Raw genomic sequence first — 22,679 nt, 5'->3', positions numbered from 1 at the left:
CTCGCAGTGCCAAGAGCAACCGCTTTACCGAAGGCTTCGATTGGTGAAGCACTGTTGAATGCTCCTGTGTCCACTTCAAAACGAACGATATCATCACTACCCGTGGTCGCATCAATGCTACCTGTCACCACTAACGCGTCACTATCAGGACTATTGCCATCCACCAAATTCGCTTCATCGAATGACGCAGGTGCAACCGCAGTGATAACAGGGTCTTGACCGTCTTCAATGTTGATATTGGCGACGGGCATATACGTATCGCCATCACCATCAATAATGGTAGCCGTTACAGATGTGCTGAGGATTTCCTCACCACTATGGTCTAAATCTCGACTTGGCTCAAAGTACATCTCGCCAGAAGTCTTGATATAAACCGTGCCATCTTCAACAGCAAAGTCTTGGTATTCTGGGTCTGCTTGGTCGAGGATAAATGGATCGCTAGTCGCGTCACCTTGATAAACAAAGCTCACTACTGAAGCACCATCAGCGCCCTCTGTCGTTAGGAAATCATGCACATCTGTGGCGTTATCGCCCGATGTGACCGGCTCAGTTACCTCAAGGGCAGCGCTCGTGCTCGCTACCGTCGCCTCATCATCCACAACGGTGACCGCAATATTGGTTTGCGGGCTCGATTCAGATGGGTCACCATCGCTATCCACCGCAAACACAGGCAAGTTAAACGACAACTGATCATCTTCTGACGAGCCATCCTCATGGTCAATCGGCTCAAACAATTCAATACTGTAGTTGCCGTCTTCATCAATAGAGACTTGGAAGATATCCACCACACTGTCATCGTCTAGCGTGACGGTCGCATCGTAAACGTACGACACCACACCGGAAACCGGATCCGTCACGACATTCGCTGAGCCTACGACAACCGGTTTGCCCAGTGCCTCAATCGGCGCTGCTGAATTGAAGGTTGCGGTATCCACTTCAAAGCGGACAATATCGTCACTGCCCGTGGTCGCGCTAATGCTGCCTGTCACAACCAGCGCGTCACTGTCTGGGCTATTTCCGTCGGCTAAATTCGCTTCATCGAATGACGTAGGTTCAACCGCAGTGATAACAGGGTCTTGACCGTCTTCAATGGTGATATTGGCGACTGGCATATACGTATCGCCATCACCATCAATAATGGTAGCCGTTACAGATGTGCTGAGGATTTCCTCACCACTATGGTCTATATCTCGGCTTGGCTCAAAGTACATCTCACCACTAGTCTTGATGTAAACCGTACCATCTTCGACAGCAAAGTCTTGGTAGTCTGGGTCTGCTTGGTCAAGGATGAATGGATCGCTAGTCGCATCACCTTGATAGACAAAGCTCACAACGGAAGCGCCATCCGCCCCTTCTGTCGCCAAGAAGTCATGCACATCCGTTGCATTATCACCAGAGGTCACTGGCTCCGTCACCTCAAGAGCTGCACTCGTGCTCGCTACCGTCGCCTCATCATCTACAACGGTAACCGCTATGTTGGTCAGCGCGGTCGATTCAGATGGATCGCCATCACTATCGACGGCAAGCACAGGCAAGTTAAACGACAACTGATCGTCCTCTGATGAACCATCCTCATGGTCAATCGGCTCAAACAGCTCAATGCGGTAGTTGCCCTCTTCGTCGATGGAAACTTGGAAGATGTCCACCACGCTATCGTCATCGAGAGTGACCGTAGCGTCGTAAACGTAGGACGTTACCCCAGAAATGGCATCGGTCACCACACTCGCAGTACCCAGAACAACGGTTTTGCCCAAGGCTTCGATTGGAGCAGCTGTATTGAATGTTGTGATATCCACTTCAAAACGAACGATATCGTCACTGCCAGTCGTTGCGTTAATACTGCCCGTCACAACCAGTGCTTCGCTATCGGGACTGTTACCATCAATCAAGTTGGCTTCATCAAATGAGGCTGGACTGACCGCAGCAATGACGGGATCTTGACCATCCTCAATATCGATATTGGCGACGGATGTGAAAGTATCTCCATCACCGTCAATGATGGTGGCCGTTATGGAAGTACTGAGAATTTCCTCACTGCTGTGGTCTAAATCTCGGCTGGGCTCGAAGTACATCTCGCCCGAAGTCTTGATGTAGACGGTGCCATCTTCGACATCGAAGGCTTGATATTCAGGATTGGCTTGATCGAGAGTAAACGGGTCACTCGTCGCATCACCTTGATAAACAAAGCTCACCACCGAGGCGCCATCAGCACCTTCTGTGGTTAAAAAGTCATGCACAGCAGTCTCGTTATCACCAGAGGTGACCGGCTCTGTCACTTCAAGAGCCGCTGTCGTGCTTGCTACCGTAGCCTCATCGTCCAAAACCGTCACGGCAATATTGGTGAGAGGGGTCAACTCAGATGGATCGCCATCGCTATCCACAGCAAACACTGGCAAGTTAAACGACAACTGGTCATCTTCTGACGAGCCATCCTCATGATCAATCGGCTCAAACAACTCAATGCGGTAGTTGCCTTGTTCATCAATCGCGACTTGGAAAATATCGACCACGGTATCGTCGTCTAAGGTGACCGTTGCATTGTAAACATAAGACGTCGTGCCATTGACTGAGTCGGTGACAATGAAGGGAGTGCCTAACGTGACGGGCTTGCCGAAAGCCTCTATCGGCGAGGTAGAATTGAAGCTCGTAATATCAACCTCATAACGAACAATATCATCACTGCCCACCGTTGCATCGACACTGCCTGTCACAACCAGGGCATCGCTGTCTGGACTATTACCATCCGGTAAGTTCGCTTCATCAAACGAGGCGGGGCTGACTGCGGTGATCACCGGGTCTTGTCCATCTTCAATGACAATATTGGCCACAGGCATGTAAGTATCACCATCACCGTCGATAATGGTTGCCGTCACTAATGTGCTGAGAGCTTCTTCGTTACTGTGGTCTAAATCTCGACTCGGCTCAAAATACATCTCGCCAGACGTTTTGATATAGACGGTGCCATCTTCCACATCAAACGCTTGATACTCAGGGTCTGCTTGGTCAAGTACAAATGGAGTGCTGGTCGCATCCCCCTGATAAACAAAACTCACCACAGAGGCTCCATCTGCCCCCTCTTGAGTAAGAAAATCATGAGTAATCGTCTCATTGTCTCCAACCACAATTGGCTCAGTCACTAACAGTTCAACATCATTGGGCACGATCGGCTCGTCATCAATGACAGTAACACTGATGTTGGTAAGGCTGTTGACAGTTGAGGGATCACCATCGGTATCGATGGCGAAAACAGGGATATCAAACGATAGAGAATCGTCATTATCTGAATGATCTAGTGACTCAAACAACTCAAGTGTATATTGTCCCCCCTGCTCCACCGATACCTGGAATACATCAACCACACTGTTATCATCTAGCGTTACGCTTGCGGTATAGACGTAAGAAGAAACCTCCGTTTGGGGATCAGTTACAATCACTGGGTTTCCGAGTGTAGCCGTCATCCCCAGTGCAACTATCGTATTTGCTTGGTTAAAAGCATCAACATCAATCTCAAAGTGATCAATGTCATCGCTCCCCAAGGCCACACTGATGTTGCCAGAGCCAATCAGGGCACTGGCATTTGGGTTGCTGCCATTTAAGAGGTTACTCTCACTAAACAGCACCGGCGTAATCGCTGTTATCGTTGGGTCCGCTCCATCGCGAATCTCAATATTTGCCTCTGCAGAGTAGGTATCGCCATCACCATCGACAACTGTCGCGGTAACGTAGCTGTCTATGATTTCACCTGCACTGTGATCTAAATTACGATTGGGCTCAAAATACATCTCTCCCGTCGTTTTTATAAAGATGATGCCATCTTCAACCTCGAAGGGTTGGTAATCCGTTTGGCTCTGATCCAACACAAACGGTTCACTCGTACCATCTCCATCATAAACAAAGCTAATAACTGCCGCACCATCAGCCCCTTGCTGGACCAGAAAATCATGCACTTCAGTGGCATTTTCCCCCTCCAAGGTTGGCTCAGTCACAGGTAAGGTAGCAACATCGGCGACGACAGGTTGGTCATCAGCGACCGTCACGACCACACCGGCAATGGCTGAGGGATCTCCATCGTTATCCACGGCATAAATTGGAATCGTAAAGTCGAGCGAGTCATCCTCCTCGCCCTGATGATCAAGCGCTTGATACAACTCAAAGACATAGCTGCCATCGGCATTCACTGTTATTTGAAAAACATCTATGGAAATAGCGTTATCAAGTGTCACCGTGCCCATATAAACATAAGAGACGGCCCCCGTATCAGGATCAGTCACCTCAACTGGAGCGCTCATGCTCACAGGTTGGCCTAACGAGTTAACGGGAGAGAGGGAGTTAAACTGCGTATGATCAATCTCAAAATGATCAATATCATCACTACCAACAACGACAGAAACTACCCCTGAGGCAGAAACCACTGCCCCTGATGACTGGGTACCATCAGCGAGTTCGGCCTCATTGACGACTAAAGATGAAACACTATCAACCTCCGGCCCTTGGCCATCGACAATCGTCAATTCAACACGAGAGTTTGCTTCATCACCATCATTGTCACGAACGGTAAACTCGACCTCTGCGAAAACCTGCTCTGCCTGGCTATGATCAATATTGCGGTCTGGCACAAAGCGCACAGCGCCCTCATTGGTCACAAACAAGGTGCCATATTCGACCTCAAAACGCTGCTCGCCATCGATACTCGGATCTAGGGTATACTCAGTCTCAAACTCACCGCGATATATAAAGCTGACCACAGACGCACCGTCGGCGCCATCGTTAGTGATGACTTGATGAGTAACCTGATTCTCTCCTGCAACGGTAGGCTCAGTGACCACATAGCGACCATCCGCCAGTGTTTGAGTATCGTCAGCAATGGTAACCTCAATATTACTGTCTTCACTTAACGCTGAACGGTCGCCATCGGTATCAACTGCATAGACGGGAATATCAAATACAATCGTGCCATCATCTTGCCCACGATGATCCACAGGCTGAAGTAACTCAAAGCTGTATTCACCATCTTCATTTAACGAAAGGCTCAATACATCGACTCGCTCACCATTTAGGGTGACATAACCCCGATAGATGTACTGGCCATCAACGATTTCCGGCCCATCGAGTACAACAGGCTGACCAAAGGCGGTCAGCGATGACGTCTGATTAAACGTCGCGACATCCACCTCATAGTGATCGATGTCATCACTGCCCTGCTCTGTCGTAATCGTACCCGTGCCGGTCAATAATGCAGCGTCAGGATCGTTGCCATCTGGCAGATTTGTCTCTGAGAGATTAACCCGACTCGCTCCAGTCACTATTGGGTCAGCGCCATCTTGAATATTAATCGTCAGGCTTGTTCCAACAGTGTCTTGGTCAAAATCTGTGGCAACAATCGGCAGTAAAAAAGCCTCTGTATCCGTCCCAGTTTGCGGGTGTTCCAGTGGGCCAAACTGGGTCACTGTAAACGAACCATCAAGTTCAAGCACAATTTCAAGTAAAGGCTGATCGCTATTTTCAAGAGTCAGGAGAATGCTTGTACCATCATCAGAGAGCGTCGCTACTGTCGGTTGATTATCACTCAAAATACCCGACAAGTTATCAATCGCACTGGGCTGAAAGCGAATCGATTGTAACTCATCGCTGCCAAGCTCAAGCACACTGCCAGATATTGGGGTGTTGTCTGATTCTAGAGTGGTAATCTCGGCTGGCGTGGCGGTTGGGTCAGCACCATCGCTGATGGTCACCGTGACATTTATCGGTGATGTAAGATCAATGCCCGCTTCGTCTTGACCAACAATCACTAGGTCTACAGCAAGCTGATCATCTACTATTGTGATTGCTCCTTGCTCGGGGTTTTCGATATGATCAATTGGCTGAGAGAGCGTTGTGGTGACTGACAGCAACACATCCCCATTCCCAGAAGGTTGTGCCGCTATCTCAATCCGAACTACCTCACCATCACTCGACTCGCCAATGATGGTATTACTGTCCTGATCGTAGAAAAAAGTGACTGGCGCACCGGATGAGGTGATCTCACTCGATAGCTCATCCAACAAGGTACTCAAGGTATCGGGGTCGGGAACAAAACTGGTCGGGTCTAGCGGCACCTCACCAGCTTGAATAACGCCAGAGACAGTTAAAGACTCGCCCGACGATTCACCGCTGATGTTTGCTTCAGTCATGCTCAATTCAAGCAGGCCACCACCCACCGCGGGTATCAAATTATCACGCGCCTCATCATCAATCTCTTGCTCAGCGATAGGGGCCGCGGTCTCAAAAAAGGTCGAGGCTAGCGCTTCGGCATACTTATATTCTATCGAGATAAAACCGGCGTTGGCGGCATCACTCTGAGGCTCACCGGCTGCGGTATCGAGGATTTCGGTAGGGTCAACCCCATCCAATATCGCCTGCTGAATCGCAAAAATGTCCAAGGGCTCAAAATTGGTTGGCTTAGTTGGCTCAATGGCAATATTGCCATCCACTTCAGCCGCGGCAAGGATATCTCCCGAAAGCGTCGCAACAACATTGCTGGTGAGTTGACTGACTTGCTCACCCTGAGCCACAACCAGTAATCCTCCTGCTGGTGTGATGGTGATTTCGCCAGATTGAATCACGTCACCCTTTGAAAGGGTCCGCGAACTGCCATTGGCAGAGATGGCCACGACATTACCTTCAACTTGCTCAACAATTACGTTTTGATTATTCGTTTTTATATCCATATCAGCCCCATATAGCTGCCTAAAAAAGACAGTAACCTTGCTTATCCTTTGCACGTCCATGTCAGTCATTTCTGCTTTGGACGGGGTACAAACCGAGTTTTGCTTACTTCAAGACCGTTTTACTTATTTCAAAACAAGACCTGATAGGCCCAATTTGATTGGCTTTTCGCTTCCATTGACTCTGTCTAATTGAGAGCCTCGAAGCTGTTTTACTAAATGGTTGGCTGCAAGCCGAGCAAGCCATTTATAAACAATGTCTTGAAGTTGGTTGGAGGTCACATCATTGTGCTGCGAGCATAACCTCTGCAACTTAAATACAGGGTAGGCTTAAAGAAGGGCAAATCAACAATACTTCACCCGCTGTCGAATACACTGGGTTCAAGTTTCAGGTAAAAAAAAACCAATCACACCCAAGGCATGATTGGCATTAAAAAATCAGTGTGAACAAATAGGTTCACTAACAACGTCAGTTGGCTAGGTGACCCTCGGCTTAATAAGGGTCACACATAATAATGCATGTCTTGTGCCAACTTTTAAAAGGGCCAAAATTTAGTTTAAATACCTATATCTGATTACTTTTAGACCAACAAAGTGCATATTGATAAATATGAAATTTAAAAATTCGCAGTTTGCGAATAGCATTCTGCAAAAATATGCACTTCAGGTGCGAATTGCAAACTAAAAACTCAACCAGTTACCTAAAAGCAGCGAGTTAAAAGCAGAGGCGAGAAGCGAGATCGGGCGTTGCCCTACGAGAGGTGCCCGGCTAGGGTTTCCAAGCTAGGAAAAATGATTAGTACAAAGGTTATCGGATCATTAGAAAATCTTGAACGTCACTGTCGAATTTCAACGGTGCACTTGTGAGTTATTAGGCTCTACATTTCTCATTAGAGCGAAGCAACAAGGAGTTGGTTATGCAACGACACATTCAGAAGCGACTCGCCGCGCGTGCCACCGCGGACGGTGATGGGGTTAAGATCAAACGAATTGCGGGGTTTAACCTACCAGGGTTTTCACCGTTTCTCATGATCGATGAGCTGAAGTCCGACCAATCGGCGGATTATATTGGTGGTTTTCCACCTCATCCTCATCGCGGGATAGAAACCCTGACTTATATGCTAAATGGCCACTTTCAGCACCGGGATCACCTCGGTCACGTAGGCGAGCTAAAAGCGGGTGGCGCACAGTGGATGGCAGCTGGACGCGGGATCATTCACAGTGAGATGCCGATCATGACCGAAGGCCAGTTGCACGGTTTCCAACTGTGGATCAATCAACCCGCCGACCTCAAAATGACCCCAGCTCAGTATCATGACTTTCAGCCTGAGACGATCCGTGAATACTCTGACGATAAGCTGGGGCTATTAAGAGTCATTGCTGGGGAGGTCAAGCTTGAACAGGGCGTACGTCTTTCAGGGGCGCTATCAACAACAGGTGTGCCTCTCACTGTTTGTGATTGGCAAGCCGATAAAGGCCAGCAAGCTGACCTTGAGTTGGATGAGAATAACCATGCTCTCATCTACGTCTACCGAGGCAAAGTGACACTCTCAGGAGAACACCTCGAGCAAGGAGAAGCAGCGATACTCAGCTCTGGGACACAACTGAGTTTAGCCAGTCAAGACGAGGCCGGAGCCCTTATCCTGTATGGTCAGCCGATAGATGAGCCTATTGTTCATCACGGGCCCTTTGTTATGAACACCCAGGAGGAGATCAATCAGGCTATTGCCGACTACCAAAACGGACGATTTGAAACCTATTAAACTATTAACAAATCTATTATTTTCAGCCATTTAAAATTGCAAATGAGTCTGTATACTGGGTTTAATCATTCATGACTAAACCCAGTACAATGTTAGAATCTCTGTTACAGGAAATCCCCAAGCTGCTAGGTGACTGGCAGCACAGTGTCTTGGCCATTACTTTGACCAGCCTGATCCTTTGGACCGCATGGCGTTTGATTTATCGACACCTAGGTACGCTGGCGGCGCGCACCCGTTTCCACTGGGACGAAAGTCTGCTCCATGCCGCTAAATCACCAATCAGCGCGTTGATCTGGCTTTGGCCCGCGACCTTGTCATTTCAAGTCGTGCTCGACTATTTCTTCACCAGCTCCCATAACTGGTTAGACAGCATCAAACACATCCTACTGATCCTGATCTTTATTTGGTTCTGTATTCGCCTCGTCGCTGAAGTTGAGTTGCATGCACTACAGACCCAAAAGCATGACCCATCAACGATTGAGGCCATAGGTAAGGTTGTTCGGCTGTTTTTCTTTGTTATCGGTGTTCTGACCATCATCCAAAGCCTTGGGGTCAGCCTGACTGGACTCCTCACCTTTGGCGGTGTTGGTGGCCTTGTGGTGGGTTTAGCCGCAAAAGATCTGCTGTCGAATTTCTTTGGTGGGATGATGATCTACTTTGACCGTCCGTTTAAGATCGGTGATTGGGTTCGCAGTCCAGACCGGCAAATTGAGGGCACCGTTGAGCGCATCGGCTGGCGGATGACCGTTATTCGCACCTTTGATAAGCGCCCGCTGTATATCCCTAACTCGGTGTTTAGCAATATTGTGGTCGAGAACCCATCGCGTATGCACAACCGACGTATCTTCGAGAATGTGGGGATCCGCTACCAGGACTCAACCCAGCTTGAGAACATCGTCAACGAGGTCAAGACCATGCTGCAAAACCACCCGGAGATTGATACTAACCAAACACTGATCGTCAATTTCAATGGCTATGGTGCATCATCATTAGATCTGATGGTCTACACCTTCACCAAAACCGTTAACTGGGTCTACTTCCACCAGGTGAAGCAGGACATCCTATTAAAGATGCTCACCATCATCCACCAGCACGGCGCCGACATCGCTTACCCAACCCAAACCATCGAATTGACAGGAAGCGAGCAGCTAACAGGGAGCGGGGAGCGGGGGCGGGCTATGCCCTACGAGGAGCGAGGCGTTTAGCACTCGTGGCATTTTAGGCGCTCATCGAAACAATATGTAATTCGCTTTCCCCCAATTAAAATAATTAGAGCGAGGAGTTCACCATGTGAGCCCCTCGCTCCTCGGAGCGAAGCGAAACCCGCAGTGAAACGTCCCCGCCCCTATTGTGTCCTCGCTCCTGTTTTTAAGCTTGGCGGCGCGTGTCGATTGCAGCTGCTAGTTGACGTAGTACTTTCTCAGTGTCATCCCAACCAATACACGCGTCAGTGATAGACTGACCATAGGTTGGAGCTTGACCATCGACCAAATCTTGACGACCTTCAACTAGGTGGGACTCGATCATCACACCGAAAATCGCCTGCTCTCCACCGGCAATCTGACCACACACGTCTTCAGCAACCACCATTTGACGTTGGTACTGCTTAGAGCTGTTAGCATGGCTGAAGTCAATCATGACTTTTTCTGGCAGACCTGAGGCCTCAAGCTGGCTCTTGATCGTCGCAACATGCTCAGCACTGTAGTTCGGCTCTTTACCACCGCGTAGGATCAAGTGACAGTCTGGATTCCCTGATGTCTCGATGATCGCCGAGTGTCCATACTTAGTGACCGACAAGAAGTGGTGAGAGGCACTGGCACTGCGAATCGCATCAGACGCAATCTTAATATTGCCATCCGTACCGTTTTTAAAGCCGACTGGACAAGAGATACCTGATGCCAGTTCACGGTGCACCTGAGACTCCGTCGTACGGGCACCAATCGCTCCCCAGCTGATCAAGTCACCAACGTATTGTGGGGAAATCATATCGAGGAATTCACTTGCGGTTGGCATTCCCATATCCGTCAAGTCTAGCAATAGCTTGCGACCCATACGCAAACCGTCATTGATCTTAAACGTGTCATTAAGGTAAGGGTCGTTAATCAGTCCTTTCCAGCCGACAGTGGTGCGAGGTTTCTCGAAGTAAACTCGCATAACAATCTCAAGCTGCTCACCAAGTTCATCGCGCAGCACCTTTAGGCGCTTACCGTACTCGATCGCCGCCTCGGGATCGTGAATTGAGCAAGGACCGATGATCACCAGCAGGCGGTCATCTTGACCTTTGAGGATATTAGAGATGTTCTTACGCGTGTTATACGTCGTTTTTGACGCAATCTCAGTCGCTGGAAACTTCTCTAAAACTGCCACTGGTGGCAAAAGCTCTTTTACTTTATCAATTCTTACATCATCGGTTTGAAACATTGCTTAACTCGTCCTTAATTAGAATGCTGTATAAGTTTTGTTCTATATCTAACTTATGTTTATATTTGTGCGTTAACCCGCAATGAACGTAAGTTATCTAGTAAAAAAAAGAACTTCAATCACTTTTTTGCATTAAACGCAATATTAAACCATCTTTTACAAAATAATTGTTATGTAACTAATTTTGTACACCCTCAGAAATGGCATTTAGCAAGCTGATGAGCATAACGTGTTTCCAACTCCCTCAGTGGCCTAGGTACGCTATAGGAAAACCCTTGCAATACGTCAACCCCGGTGTTTTTTAGCGCAACAGCATGTGCCTCGGTCTCGACGCCCTCTGCGACTACCCGGTACCCCAAGCTCTTACCCATCAAAATCATGGTCGTCACGAAATCAAGGTTGGCTTGCCCATCAACAATATCACGGATAAACGAGCGGTCGATTTTGACCTCTTTGAGTGGCAGGCGCTTGAGCAAAGACAGTGAAGAAAACCCCGTGCCAAAGTCATCCAAAGATAAACTGATTCCCGCATTTCGCAGCTGTTCTAACACTTGACTACACAAATCATAATCAGTGATCGCGGCGGTTTCGGTGATTTCAAAACAAAACAGAGACAAAGGCAGTTGATGATTGAGAATAGTTTGAATCGCCGATGAGGCAAAGTGAGTATTCACCAACTCTTTGGCACTGACGTTAATTGAAATCCGCTCAAGCCCACGTAGCCAGTCTGAGTCCACCAGATCCTGACAGACGCGATTAAGAATATATTCACCAAATAAGCTCATCAAACCACATTGCTCAGCAACATGAATGAACCGGTGAGGTGGCACATCACCAAACGTTATCGATGACCAACGAGCCAAGGCTTCCACCCCTACCACCTGATTGTCATCTACGCCAATTTGAGGTTGGTAGTAAACTTCCACCTCATTGCGCTTTAATGCCCCCTTAAGTTGATGCTCCATCGCGATCATATCTTCGCACGAGGCATCCATCTGCGCTTTGTAAGTCACCGCGCGATTACCGCCGGCTTGCTTGGCACGGTACATCGCCACGTCGGCTTTTTTGATCAGCTCATCGGCACTAGTGCCATCATCAGGGTACCAAGCGATGCCAATCGCAGCCTGCGCTTCAAGTAGTATGTTACCGTGAGAAAAGGGTTGCGTGATGCGACGCAATATTTGGTCTGTCAGCTCTTTAACCTGTTGACGATTGCTCACATCACAAAAGAGTAGAAATTCATCCCCGCCCAGTCGAGCAAAGAGTTGCTCATCACCAAGTGATAACGTGAGCTGTTTCGCCACATGGCGCAACAAGGCATCACCTGCATGGTGGCCAAAAGTATCATTCACCAACTTAAATCGGTTAAGATCCATTAACATCACAGCACGGTTTCTTTTACAGCCCGTATTGATGTAACCATCAATATCCGCAATGATTTTTCGCCGATTGGCAATACCAGTCAGTGAATCAAAATAGGCCATTTGATGGATTTTTTGCGCACTTTTACGCTGCTGAGTAATGTCAGTCAACGAACCAATAAACCGCACCGCTCTACCGTTGGAGTTACTCACTGCCGCCCCATTGGCCTGAACCCAGATATATTTTCCCGAAACTGTGTGCATCCTAAATTCGGTTTTGAACGGCGCATTGTGGCTCAAATGGTCGTGAATTTTGTCCTCAATATCTGAGATATCTTCATGGTGGATGAACTCAAACAGTTCACTGCAGTGAATATCAGTACGACCCGTTGGTGGTATCCCAAGCATATCTACCAAACGGCTGTTCCATGTCAGGCGATTGGTGACTAAATCCCAATCCCAAATGCCATCATTGGACGTATTTGAGACCACTTTTAGCTGCTGTAAAATTTGCTGCAGACTCTTTTGCCGCGTGGTGGCGGTATCAAGCAGCGAGTCACGCTCAATAAACAGGGCCAACATATCGAGGTAGTTTGAGAACATAGAGTAGGCCCCCACACTCTGCTCATTAGCCTGGGAATCACTGATGCTTAGCAGTTTAAAATGATCATCGACGCCGGTTTTTATCGGGATGACCATCTGCACTGAATGCTGCTCAGAGCCAGATATAGGAAAGTCCTCAACGTGCTCAGCGGCTTTGCCACTCATATCCTCGACCGTTGACTGACAATGATTGACTAAAAGCGTTTTCTCAAGATGATAGCGCTCTGCCCGACAGTGAGCCAAAAATGCCTGCTCAAACTGATAACCAAAGCAGCTTTGAGCGTCTAGAATCGAATTAAAACCATCCTTGGCTTGCGAGTAAAAGCTCTCAAAAAGCTCAGCGGGAGACTGGATCTCAGCAGCGATCATCTGCTGGCGCACCGACCGACTGCCATTGCGCTGATAACTTTGCGCACGTCCACCACATGAGCCGCGAATGACCAAAGACTGCGGATGTGACACCACCTCTGGATTAAATCTGGCCCCTTCGATTCTCTCAACCGCCCGCAGCAAAGCCTGTTGTGCTAAAACCTCAAGGTTCTGATCGATAGTGGTTAGAGCAAACTCTGACTTCTCACCCAAAAAGACGTTATCAACCCCCACCACAGCATAGTCATCCGGGACGGAGAAACCCTGTGCTTTCAGTTGCTGAATCATCCCAATCGCATTCTGATCAGCAGCACAGATCACAGCGCTGCAGGCTTTGTCCATTTGTGCTAAAGCATTGGCCCCCTCACGTCCGCCAGCAAATGAGCAATCACTGACAGAGATAAAGTCCTGGGCAATAAATCGACCATGATGCTCAATGACTTTGGCTTGAAAGGATTTAAACCGCAGGCGGATATCATTGACGTTGAGATCGCCACAAAAGGCAATTCTCTGATGACCGAGTTGGCGTAGCCAATCATACAAAAGGGCAACACCTTGGCGTTGATCACTGTACATCTGCTCAACCGGGAGCGGACTGTAACTTGCCCCAAGGGAGATAACAGGAATGCCTTGGCTCACTGCTTTATCAATGAGTTGATGGGAGGCGCTGTGTAAAACCACCAGCAGCGCATCAAGGTGAGCAAGCCCGATTGGCAAGTCATAGTTACGACTTTCCCCAGAGCGGATTAAAACCAGGTTAATGTTTAGCTTTCTTGCGTAGAGGCGAAGGGCGATACTCAGTTCGCCCATATAAAAGCCGCTCAGTAGCGGCATGATCACCCCAACGGTTGGACGGTGAAGAGTATCTTGTGTCTGATTCATTATTATAAGTTATGTGCGCCTTGCTACACCCCACATCTGCATAACCATGGCGTACATTGCCAACATTCAGGGTGTAACCAACTGATTATTTAGTTATAAGTTAATAACGACATAATTTACGTTGATTCAATCACTTTCACAGCTTATTTAGTCAAAACTCCTGACAAGCGCACATTTTATGCTGGCGTTGAACCCACAGTGCACACAAGGTTGCAACATAAAGTTACATCACAAAGTAGTGATCGATCAGTAAGGCAATGAACAGGGCCATCAAGTGATAGATAGAGAATTTAAACGTCTCTATCGCGGTTTTTTCCGTGCTAAAGTATTTGAGTTGCAAGGCGTAGTAGATAAACCCTAAGCTAAAGCCAGTCGAAACCAACAAATACAGCCATCCACTCATACCCACCAGTACTGGCAGTAGCACCACTATCGCTAACAGCACGGTGTAAAGCAGGATTGAGGTCTTGGTAAAGGCCACGCCATGAGTGACCGGCAGCATGGGAATATCGGCATTGGCGTAATCATCCTTGCGATGGATAGCCAAAGCCCAGAAATGCGGTGGTGTCCAAACAAAGATAATCATCACCAATAGCCAGGCATGACCACTCATCTCCCCAGTCACCGATGTCCAACCCAGTAATGGTGGCATCGCGCCAGCAATCCCTGCGATGACGATATTTTGTGGTGTAGCACGCTTTAGATACAGGGTGTAAACAACGGCATAACCGAGCAGACTCATAAATGTTAACCAGGCGGTTAGGGTGTTGACGCCAAACCACAACACGCTAAAGCCCACCACACCCAACAGACCGGCAAAGACACTCACGCGTAGGGTTGAGATCTCCCCCTGTGGTAATGGGCGCTTGTGAGTGCGTGCCATAATGGCATCGATACGTCGGTCAATCAGGTGGTTAAATGCCGCAGCCGATCCCGCCATTAAGCCAATGCCTATCAAGCCAAGCACCGTCTCCTGCAGTGGCAGTGCTCCATCAACCGCCAAGCACATCCCAACCACAGCCGTAAGCAACATCAACAACACCACTTTGGGTTTTGTCAACGTCCAATAGACTCGCCACTGTGATGACGACTTGCCCTGTGCCTGCACAACTAAGGTTTTACTCATTACCTATTTCCTCTCAGAATTCCATTTCTAGTCAATTACCACCCGTTAACCGCGTATCGGCGTCGTCCAGATACGATAGTTGGTGTAGAGCACAGCGATCAGCAGACTGGCTGCCCCCAGGTTATGCGCCACCGCCACCCACAGCGGCAGGTGAAAGACGACGTTAGCAACCCCTAGACACAGTTGCAGCAGTAGAGCCAGTAACACTAGCCTTCCCTCTTTTCTCAAGCTTGACCAGCGCCAGCACTGATAAGCTAAAATAAGCAACATCACCGTCGTCACGACAGCGCCAATGCGATGCACCACATGAATTGTTACTCTCGGGCCATAAGCCAATACGCCAAATTCATAGTCTTCATGCCCAGCTTGACGCCAGTCAAACGCACTAGCAAAGTCGAGATAGTTCCACCACTGCCCCTCACATATCGGTAAGTGAGTGCACACTAATGCAGCGTAGTTTGATGAGGTCCACCCACCCAGCATGACTTGGCCAACCACCACCAACAATGAAGCGGCGGCAAACCACTTAAGCCCCTGGCCCCGCTCGCCAGTAAGCCGAGCCAAGCCGTGTGGCGATGGCGAGGACTTGAGCCGCCAATAGAGTAAGGACAAACACGCCAGCAAGCTAAATCCACCCAGCAAATGCGCCATAACAACCACGGGCAGCAGCTTGAGGGTTACGGTCCACATCCCAAGCAACGCTTGAAAAATCACCAACCCAGCGATGAAGGTCGCCAGACCTCTTACTGGTGAGCGCTCTTGCCAACAACGGACCAAAATCCACGCAATCAACAGCCCAAGGGTTCCCGCAACATAACGATGGACCATCTCAAGCCAAGCTTTGTATGGCTCGACTGCGCGCTCTGGGTAGAGTTGATTGGCAAGCGCTATATCCGCTTGAGATTGAGGGACAACCAGCTTGCCATAGCAACCCGGCCAATCTGGACATCCTAGCCCAGCATCGGACAAGCGAGTGTAGGCGCCCAACGCAATCACGACGACAGCCAAGTAGAGAGTTAAACGAACAAGATCTAAAGTTTTCAATGCTGCCTCCTTGCATCAATGATTTGGGAATTTACTGACAACTACCCAACGCGTGACAGTTTGAGCAGTTTCTTAAAGTCTCGCAGCATGCCCTTCATCAACTGAGGGGTCGTCTGTGCATTACTCTGTCCAAGCGAGTAACGCATCACCCACTGCCCCAATGGGTCAATGATGATCACATCTTCCCCAACTGCAATTGCCTCAGGTAGGGCATCAACCATTTGGGTATTTATATCAGCTTGAGCGATCACCTTTGCATCGCTCTGCCCCTGAACAATCATGACTGGCTCAACCCGCTCCTGATACTTGCCCAACGCAAGATAGCTTTGTCTGAGCAGGTGCAGACGCTGCTGGCAAGATTCATCACACTGCTCAGGCACAATGTAAGCCAATTGCCACATTGGTTTTTCTGGCTGATAAGTCACGCCGAGGTTTTGATAGGTTAAACGGGGCTCAATCAATTGCCCTTGATTGGTCACGCCAGGTTGGTACCACTGATTGGCGAGGATCAGGTAGGCACTGACTGCTGGTATCGAAAAAAACACCACCAGGGCGATAAGGGTTGCTCGACCTCGCCAAACCGAATTAGAAGTCGTCATTTTGCCTCCTTAGTGGCAGTTGAATTGAGCCTTATTGCACGCCAACAACACCAAGCAACCAGCCCAAAAAGCACGCTCGCCATGGCAAACCATTGCACGGCATAGCCAAAGTGTTTACGAGAGGGCAAGGGTAATGGATTCCACGGCATTGGGTACGGCCATTGTGACACTTGAGGCTGAATGAGATTGGCCTCTATCGGTAAGTCAAACAGTCGTGACAGCTGATCAAGGTTCAGATTTTGAATCCGATAGGGGGCGATAAATTCTGGGGACAACTGACTGCTTAAGGGGTTGAGAGAGCGGCGATACACGCGCCCGACAAATTTTACTTCTCCGCGCAACCAATCCACCTGAGGCAGCACCTCTCGCGATGGCGGAGCGGACACAAACCCACGCTCAACCAACCAGTAGCGGTCGTGCGCTTCTATGACTTGATACGCGAGGTAACCCACCTTGCCCTGCCAAGTCTGGTTGTCCAGCAGCACATAATGCTCAGCAATAGCACGCCCTTCAACATTGACCCGAAAGCCAGTTGGATTACTGATAGATAAGGTACGCTCCAACGCCACTGGTGGCATCTCAGCGCGCTGGGCAAGCGTCGACTCGATCTCCTGTTTATCGTAACCCCGCTCTAATTGCCACAGTCCTAATTTGACCAATAGCGAAAACACAACCACAGTAAATACAACTGCAAACAACACTTTACCGCTTACAAGCGTTTTCCAGCGAGGTTTTATAATGGTCTTTTTGTTCAAAACCGCTTTAGTCATACTACTACTCTTTATCATCCTTAATTTAGCCTTCGCCCTATTCCAATTAGTGCGCGACAACGGCCAACATGACCAACAAAAACCTATGAGTCACTACTTGGGCCGCCGAGTGATGATCTCGGCAGTGGTGGTTATTCTCCTCATTCTCGCCTTGACCAGCGGACTGGTTGATCCAAACCAATCCCCTTATCAAGTACCGTAATAGCGCTTCTCAAGGCTAGCCTCTGCGGCAAGATACCTTTACATTGAGGACGCTCTAGCCTTTATAAGCCTAGTCTATTCATACAGATACGCCCAAGTTTTACAGGACATAGACGAAGACAAACAGGCATAACCACACCACATCGACAAAGTGCCAGTACCAACTCCCAGCCTGGAAGGCAAAATGGTTATGTGGGGTAAAGTGATCCTTGGCAATACGGGCGAGCAAGATGATTAAGAAGATGGTTCCCAGACAGACATGCAAGCCGTGAAAGCCTGTCAACATAAAGAAGGTGTTACCGTAAATACCCGATTGCAGCGTCAGTCCCATCTCCTGATAGGCATGCACGTACTCTTCAACCTGGAAGAAAAGGAAGAACACCGCCAAGACGATGGTCAGCTCGAGCCAGACGATCAAAGCAGTGCGACGATTCTTCTCTAGGCTGACGTGAGCGAAGTGCAAAGTGATCGACGACAGCAGCAGAATGACGGTGTTTTTCAGCGGTAGACCCTGCCATGGCATGGCTTCTGTCGTGACACCGCTTGGTGTAGTCAGTAGTGGCCATATAGCTTCAAAACTGGGCCACAACAACTCGTTAGTCATCGCATTATTGCTGGCACCACCAAGCCAGGGTACCGAAATCATTCGCGCATAGAACAAGGCACCGAAGAAGGCACCAAAGAACATGATTTCAGAGAAAATGAACCAACTCATTCCCTGGCGGAACGATCGTGACATCTGCTCGGAATACAAACCTGCCATGGATTCGGTGATCACGTTTTTAAACCAGCCCGCCAGCATGTATAGCAAGATGCCGAAGCCGACAAACAGGATAATCTTGCCCAATACGCCACCCGCACCTTCGCTGCCAATATTCTGAATCGTGACACCAGCACCAACAGCGACCAAAAATAGGGAAACAGCGCCGACAATCGGCCAGCGGCTCTGGGCAGGAACGTAATAAGAATCGACAGTCGTATCCGATTGAGAGCCAGTGTTTGACGTCCCAGTGTTTGAGATCATAGCGCCACTCCTTGTTTCGCTTGAGAGTTCAAAGGCGCTGCTGTGGTTTGGCTTTGTTTCGCCACCACCGGTGCAGAGTCCGCCTTGAGCGGGTCCTTAGAGACCCGATTAGAGATGTCATACAGCGTATAAGACAAGGTTAAAGTATGGATTGAGTCAGGTATGTCTGGCTCAATGTAGAATATCAGTCCCATGTCGGTGGACTCGCGCGCCGCCAGAGGTTGTTGGTTAAAGCAAAAGCACTCCATTTTATTGAAGTAACTCGCCCCAAGCCCAGGGGAAACTGACGGCACCGCTTGGCCGACCATATCAACATCTGAACGATTTTCAGCCAAATATGAGGTCTGAATCACCTCACCCGGGTGCACCTCCATCGAGGTCACCTTGGGCGTAAACCCCCAAGGCATATTGGGCGAAATGTGCGATAAAAACTCAACTTTGACAGTGCGACTGATATCCACCTGCATACCGGCAGGTGCCTCGACCGAAGCCGAGTTGGTCTTGCCGTTGATGCCAAGCACATCGCACATCACATCGTAAAGGGGGACCAACGCAAAGCCAAAGCCAAACATGGCCACGACGGCTACGGCAAGTTTGGCGACCAGCTTGCGATTTTTTTCTTGTGTGTCCATCGCCCGCCTCCTAGTCCACCTTCGGTGGCGTCTCAAAGGTGTGGTGCGGTGCAGGGCTCGGCACTGTCCATTCCAGCCCCTCAGCGCGCTCCCAGACTTTCGCCTCGGCCGCTTCACCACCACGGATGCACTTGATCACGACCCAGAGGAAGATCAACTGGGATAAGCCAAAGGCAAAACCACCGATCGAGACTATCTGATTCACATCAGCAAACTGGATCGCATAATCCGGGATGCGTCGCGGCATACCGGCAAGCCCCAAGAAATGCATCGGGAAGAACAGCAGATTGACAGAGATAACCGAGCACCAGAAGTGCCACAAGCTGAGCTTGTGATCATACATATGCCCAGTCCATTTCGGCAGCCAGTAATAGGCAGCGGCCATGATTGAGAACACCGCACCTGAGACTAATACGTAGTGGAAATGCGCGACCACGAAATACGTGTCGTGATACTGGAAATCAGCCGGAACTATCGCCAGCATAAGCCCGGAGAAGCCACCTATGGTGAATAGGACAATAAAGGCGATGGCAAACAGCATCGGCGTCTCAAAGGTCATCGCCCCGCGCCACATTGTCGCCACCCAGTTGAACACCTTCACCCCAGTAGGCACCGCAATCAGCATGGTGCAATACATAAAGAACAGCTCGGCAAACACCGGCATCCCGGTGGTGAACATATGGTGCGCCCATACCAAGAAGGACAACAACGCGATTGAGCAGGTTGCATACACCATCGAGTGGTAGCCAAACAGCTTCTTGCCGCTAAACGCGGGAACGATCGCTGAGATAATCCCGAATGACGGCAAGATCATGATGTACACCTCTGGGTGACCAAAAAACCAGAAGATATGCTGGAACATCACGGGATCGCCACCACCAGCAGCATCAAAGAAGCTAGTGCCAAAGTATTTGTCCGTTAGCACCATGGTCACCGCACCAGCGAGTACTGGCATGACGGCAATGAGCAGGAATGCGGTGATCAGCCAGGTCCAAACGAACAGCGGTATCTTAAACCAGCCCATGCCCGGTGCACGCATGTTGACGATAGTAACAATAACGTTGATCGCCCCCATGATTGAGCTGATCCCCATTATGTGCACAGAGAACACAAACAGCGCGGTACTGTCAGGGCCGTAAGTCGTCGATAGCGGCGCATAGAATGTCCAACCAAAGTCAGGACCACCACCCGGCATAAACAGCGAAGCCAATAGGATCAAAAAGGCAAAAGGAAGAATCCAAAAACTGAGATTATTCATCCGTGGCAGCGCCATATCTGGAGCCCCAATCATCATTGGGATCATCCAGTTCGCCAAACCGGTAAACGCAGGCATAACCGCACCAAACACCATCACCAAGCCATGCACCGTGGTCATCTGATTAAAGAACTGCGGCTCAACCAATTGAAGACCGGGCTGGAACAGCTCGGCACGAATGATCATCGCCATCGCGCCACCGGTTAAAAACATAATAAAGCTGAACCATAGATAGAGCGTGCCTATGTCTTTGTGGCTGGTTGAGTAAATCCAGCGCGCGATCCCCTTGGCTGGACCATGCGCATCGTGATCATCATGAGCGTGCCCACCACCAAGCACCTCGTCGGCTGCCGATTGCTTGGTCGGCTGATTAATCTGTTTGCTCATTGTGCCTCCTTGGCAGGTGCTGCTGAGCCTGTGCCTTGCTTAAATTGATTAATATCTGATGCCTGAATGGTTTCGCCGGTGTCGTTACCCCAAGCATTGCGTTGATAGGTGATCACCGCAGCGATCTCCTGTTCCGTCAGCTGATTATCGAATGCCTGCATCGCTGTTCCTGCGCGCCCATTGACAATAATATCTATGTGCTCGGAAACATCGCCAAGCGCAATCGCACTGCCTTTGATGGCGGGAAACGCCCCAGGGATACCCTCGCCGTTTGCTTGGTGACATACTGCACAGCGCCCGCCATAAACCGCTTCACCTTGAGACATCAAATCTTCCATGCTGAGATTATTGGCAAGTGCCGCCGCGGCTTGCTCTTGTTCCAGTGCCAGCTCTTGCTTCTTGCCTGCCAGCCACTGGTCATAATCGTCTTGCTCCATTGCGTGCACCACAATCGGCATAAAACCATGTGCCTTACCGCACAACTCCGCACATTGCCCGCGATACACTCCAGGCTCATCAATTTGTGTCCAAGCCTCGTTGATAAAGCCGGGGATGGTGTCTTTCTTCACTGCAAAGTCTGGCACCCACCAAGAGTGGATAACATCGTCTGAGGTAAGCAGAAAACGGATCTTCTTAGCAATTGGGACAACCAACGGATTGTCGACCTCAAGCAGATAATGGGCCCCTTTGGCTTCTAAGCCATCAATCTGCTTTTGATCGGTGGCAAGCAAACTGAAAAAAGACACACCTTCATCGAGATAATCGTAATGCCACTTCCACTGTGAGCCCGTGACCTTAACCGTCATATCCGATTGTGATGTATCCTCCATCGCGATCAAGGTTGTGGTGGCCGGAATCGCCATACCAATCAAGATAAGCACAGGGATAACAGTCCAGATAATCTCGACTTTGGTACTCTCATGAAAGTGAGCAGCCACCGCCCCTTTTGACTTGCGATGTTTAAAGATGGAGTAGAACATCACGCCAAACACCACCAAAGCAATCGCACAGCAGATATAAAAGATCAGCATATGCAGGTCATAGACCTTACCGCTTATCTCTGTCACGCCCTGAGTGAGGTTGTAGCGACTCATACTGGTTGATGGCTCTTCACTCGCGCTTGCAGTAAAAGACAACAGCCAAAAATGCACGGCAATAGCCGCAGAGGACAGTCTCAACAAGAGTCTGCGCCAGTCCATGTGAACTCGCATTTGTTTTGCTCCTTAGCGTTCCCACCAATATTGGAATTGGAAAAAGTCAGCAGAACCGTCAACCCGTGCGCTAGTCCTTATATCCCTGCTCGAGTCGTACCACCCAGTCCTAATGACTGTTACTTCACAAACAACATAAGATGTTATTTTTATGTTAATAAACGCTAGTTAAAGATACGAGAATGCGCAAGAAATCGACCAACAAAAAAGGCGAGAGGCGAGAGGCGAGAGGCGAGAGGCGAGAGGCGAGAGGCGAGAGGCGAGAGGCGAGAGGCGAGAGGCGAGAGGCGAGAGGCGAGAGGCGAGAGGCGAGAGGCGAGAGGCGAG

At 49.4% G+C, this 22,679-nt stretch carries 13 protein-coding genes and 1 pseudogene; 3 read left to right on the top strand and 11 right to left on the bottom strand.

The window, feature by feature from the left end:
• Positions 1-6,707, bottom strand: a 6,707-nt coding sequence (locus ACSTTG_RS23950; RefSeq protein ID WP_438476599.1) for a retention module-containing protein, incomplete at its 3' end; no start/stop codon positions are given.
• 908 nt (positions 6,708-7,615) lie between these two features.
• Between ACSTTG_RS23950 and ACSTTG_RS23945 the strand changes: the two genes are divergently transcribed.
• Both ACSTTG_RS23945 and ACSTTG_RS23940 read left to right on the top strand, forming a co-directional pair.
• A complete protein-coding gene (locus tag ACSTTG_RS23945) occupies positions 7,616-8,467 on the top strand; it encodes a pirin family protein (RefSeq protein ID WP_438476598.1) in 852 nt (283 codons plus the stop codon).
• 71 nt (positions 8,468-8,538) lie between these two features.
• Complete coding sequence (locus ACSTTG_RS23940; RefSeq protein WP_438456677.1) at positions 8,539-9,672, top strand: mechanosensitive ion channel family protein; 1,134 nt, start codon at positions 8,539-8,541, stop codon at positions 9,670-9,672.
• Between the two features lie 163 nt (positions 9,673-9,835).
• Here ACSTTG_RS23940 and aroG read toward each other — a convergent pair whose 3' ends face one another.
• From aroG to ACSTTG_RS23910, 6 genes are all read right to left on the bottom strand, one after another.
• A complete protein-coding gene (aroG, locus tag ACSTTG_RS23935; RefSeq protein WP_438476597.1) occupies positions 9,836-10,888 on the bottom strand; it encodes a 3-deoxy-7-phosphoheptulonate synthase AroG in 1,053 nt (350 codons plus the stop codon).
• A 194-nt stretch (positions 10,889-11,082) separates the two neighbouring features.
• Entirely contained in the window at positions 11,083-14,103 is a 3,021-nt protein-coding gene (locus ACSTTG_RS23930; protein ID WP_438456679.1) for an EAL domain-containing protein, read from the bottom strand.
• 223 nt (positions 14,104-14,326) lie between these two features.
• Complete coding sequence (gene cyoE, locus ACSTTG_RS23925; RefSeq protein ID WP_438476596.1) at positions 14,327-15,229, bottom strand: heme o synthase; 903 nt, start codon at positions 15,227-15,229, stop codon at positions 14,327-14,329.
• Between the two features lie 45 nt (positions 15,230-15,274).
• Entirely contained in the window at positions 15,275-16,273 is a 999-nt protein-coding gene (locus tag ACSTTG_RS23920; protein WP_438456681.1) for a COX15/CtaA family protein, read from the bottom strand.
• Positions 16,274-16,314: 41 nt separating this feature from the next.
• Entirely contained in the window at positions 16,315-16,872 is a 558-nt protein-coding gene (locus ACSTTG_RS23915; RefSeq protein WP_438476595.1) for a redox-active disulfide-containing membrane protein, read from the bottom strand.
• Positions 16,869-17,642, bottom strand: coding sequence for an SURF1 family protein (locus tag ACSTTG_RS23910; RefSeq protein WP_438476594.1), 774 nt, complete (start codon positions 17,640-17,642; stop codon positions 16,869-16,871). The genes ACSTTG_RS23915 and ACSTTG_RS23910 overlap by 4 nt, the downstream gene beginning before the upstream one ends.
• Between ACSTTG_RS23910 and ACSTTG_RS23905 the strand changes: the two genes are divergently transcribed.
• Positions 17,611-17,844, top strand: a complete 234-nt coding sequence (locus tag ACSTTG_RS23905) for a DUF2909 family protein (protein ID WP_438456684.1) — start codon at positions 17,611-17,613, stop codon at positions 17,842-17,844. The genes ACSTTG_RS23910 and ACSTTG_RS23905 overlap by 32 nt on opposite strands.
• A 99-nt stretch (positions 17,845-17,943) precedes the next feature.
• Here the strand turns inward: ACSTTG_RS23905 and ACSTTG_RS23900 are convergent, their stop codons facing one another.
• From ACSTTG_RS23900 to coxB, 4 genes and pseudogenes are all read right to left on the bottom strand, one after another.
• Complete coding sequence (locus tag ACSTTG_RS23900; protein ID WP_438476593.1) at positions 17,944-18,867, bottom strand: cytochrome c oxidase subunit 3; 924 nt, start codon at positions 18,865-18,867, stop codon at positions 17,944-17,946.
• Positions 18,864-19,499 carry a cytochrome c oxidase assembly protein gene (locus ACSTTG_RS23895; RefSeq protein WP_438456686.1) on the bottom strand — a complete coding sequence of 212 codons (636 nt, stop codon included), beginning with the start codon at positions 19,497-19,499 and terminating at the stop codon, positions 18,864-18,866. Before ACSTTG_RS23895 ends, ACSTTG_RS23900 begins: the two co-directional genes overlap by 4 nt.
• A 10-nt stretch (positions 19,500-19,509) precedes the next feature.
• Positions 19,510-21,072 (bottom strand): annotated as a pseudogene (gene ctaD / locus ACSTTG_RS23890) (cytochrome c oxidase subunit I); the annotation flags it as partial.
• Positions 21,073-21,137: 65 nt separating this feature from the next.
• Positions 21,138-22,352, bottom strand: coding sequence for a cytochrome c oxidase subunit II (gene coxB, locus ACSTTG_RS23885; protein WP_438476592.1), 1,215 nt, complete (start codon positions 22,350-22,352; stop codon positions 21,138-21,140).
• Positions 22,353-22,679: the final 327 nt, after the last annotated feature.

The organism is Vibrio glycogenivorans (assembly GCF_051660965.1).
In the GTDB taxonomy this organism is placed as follows: Bacteria; Pseudomonadota; Gammaproteobacteria; order Enterobacterales; family Vibrionaceae; genus Vibrio.
Note: the sequence above shows the minus strand (reverse complement) of the source record. Positions and strands in the feature narration are given on the sequence as shown.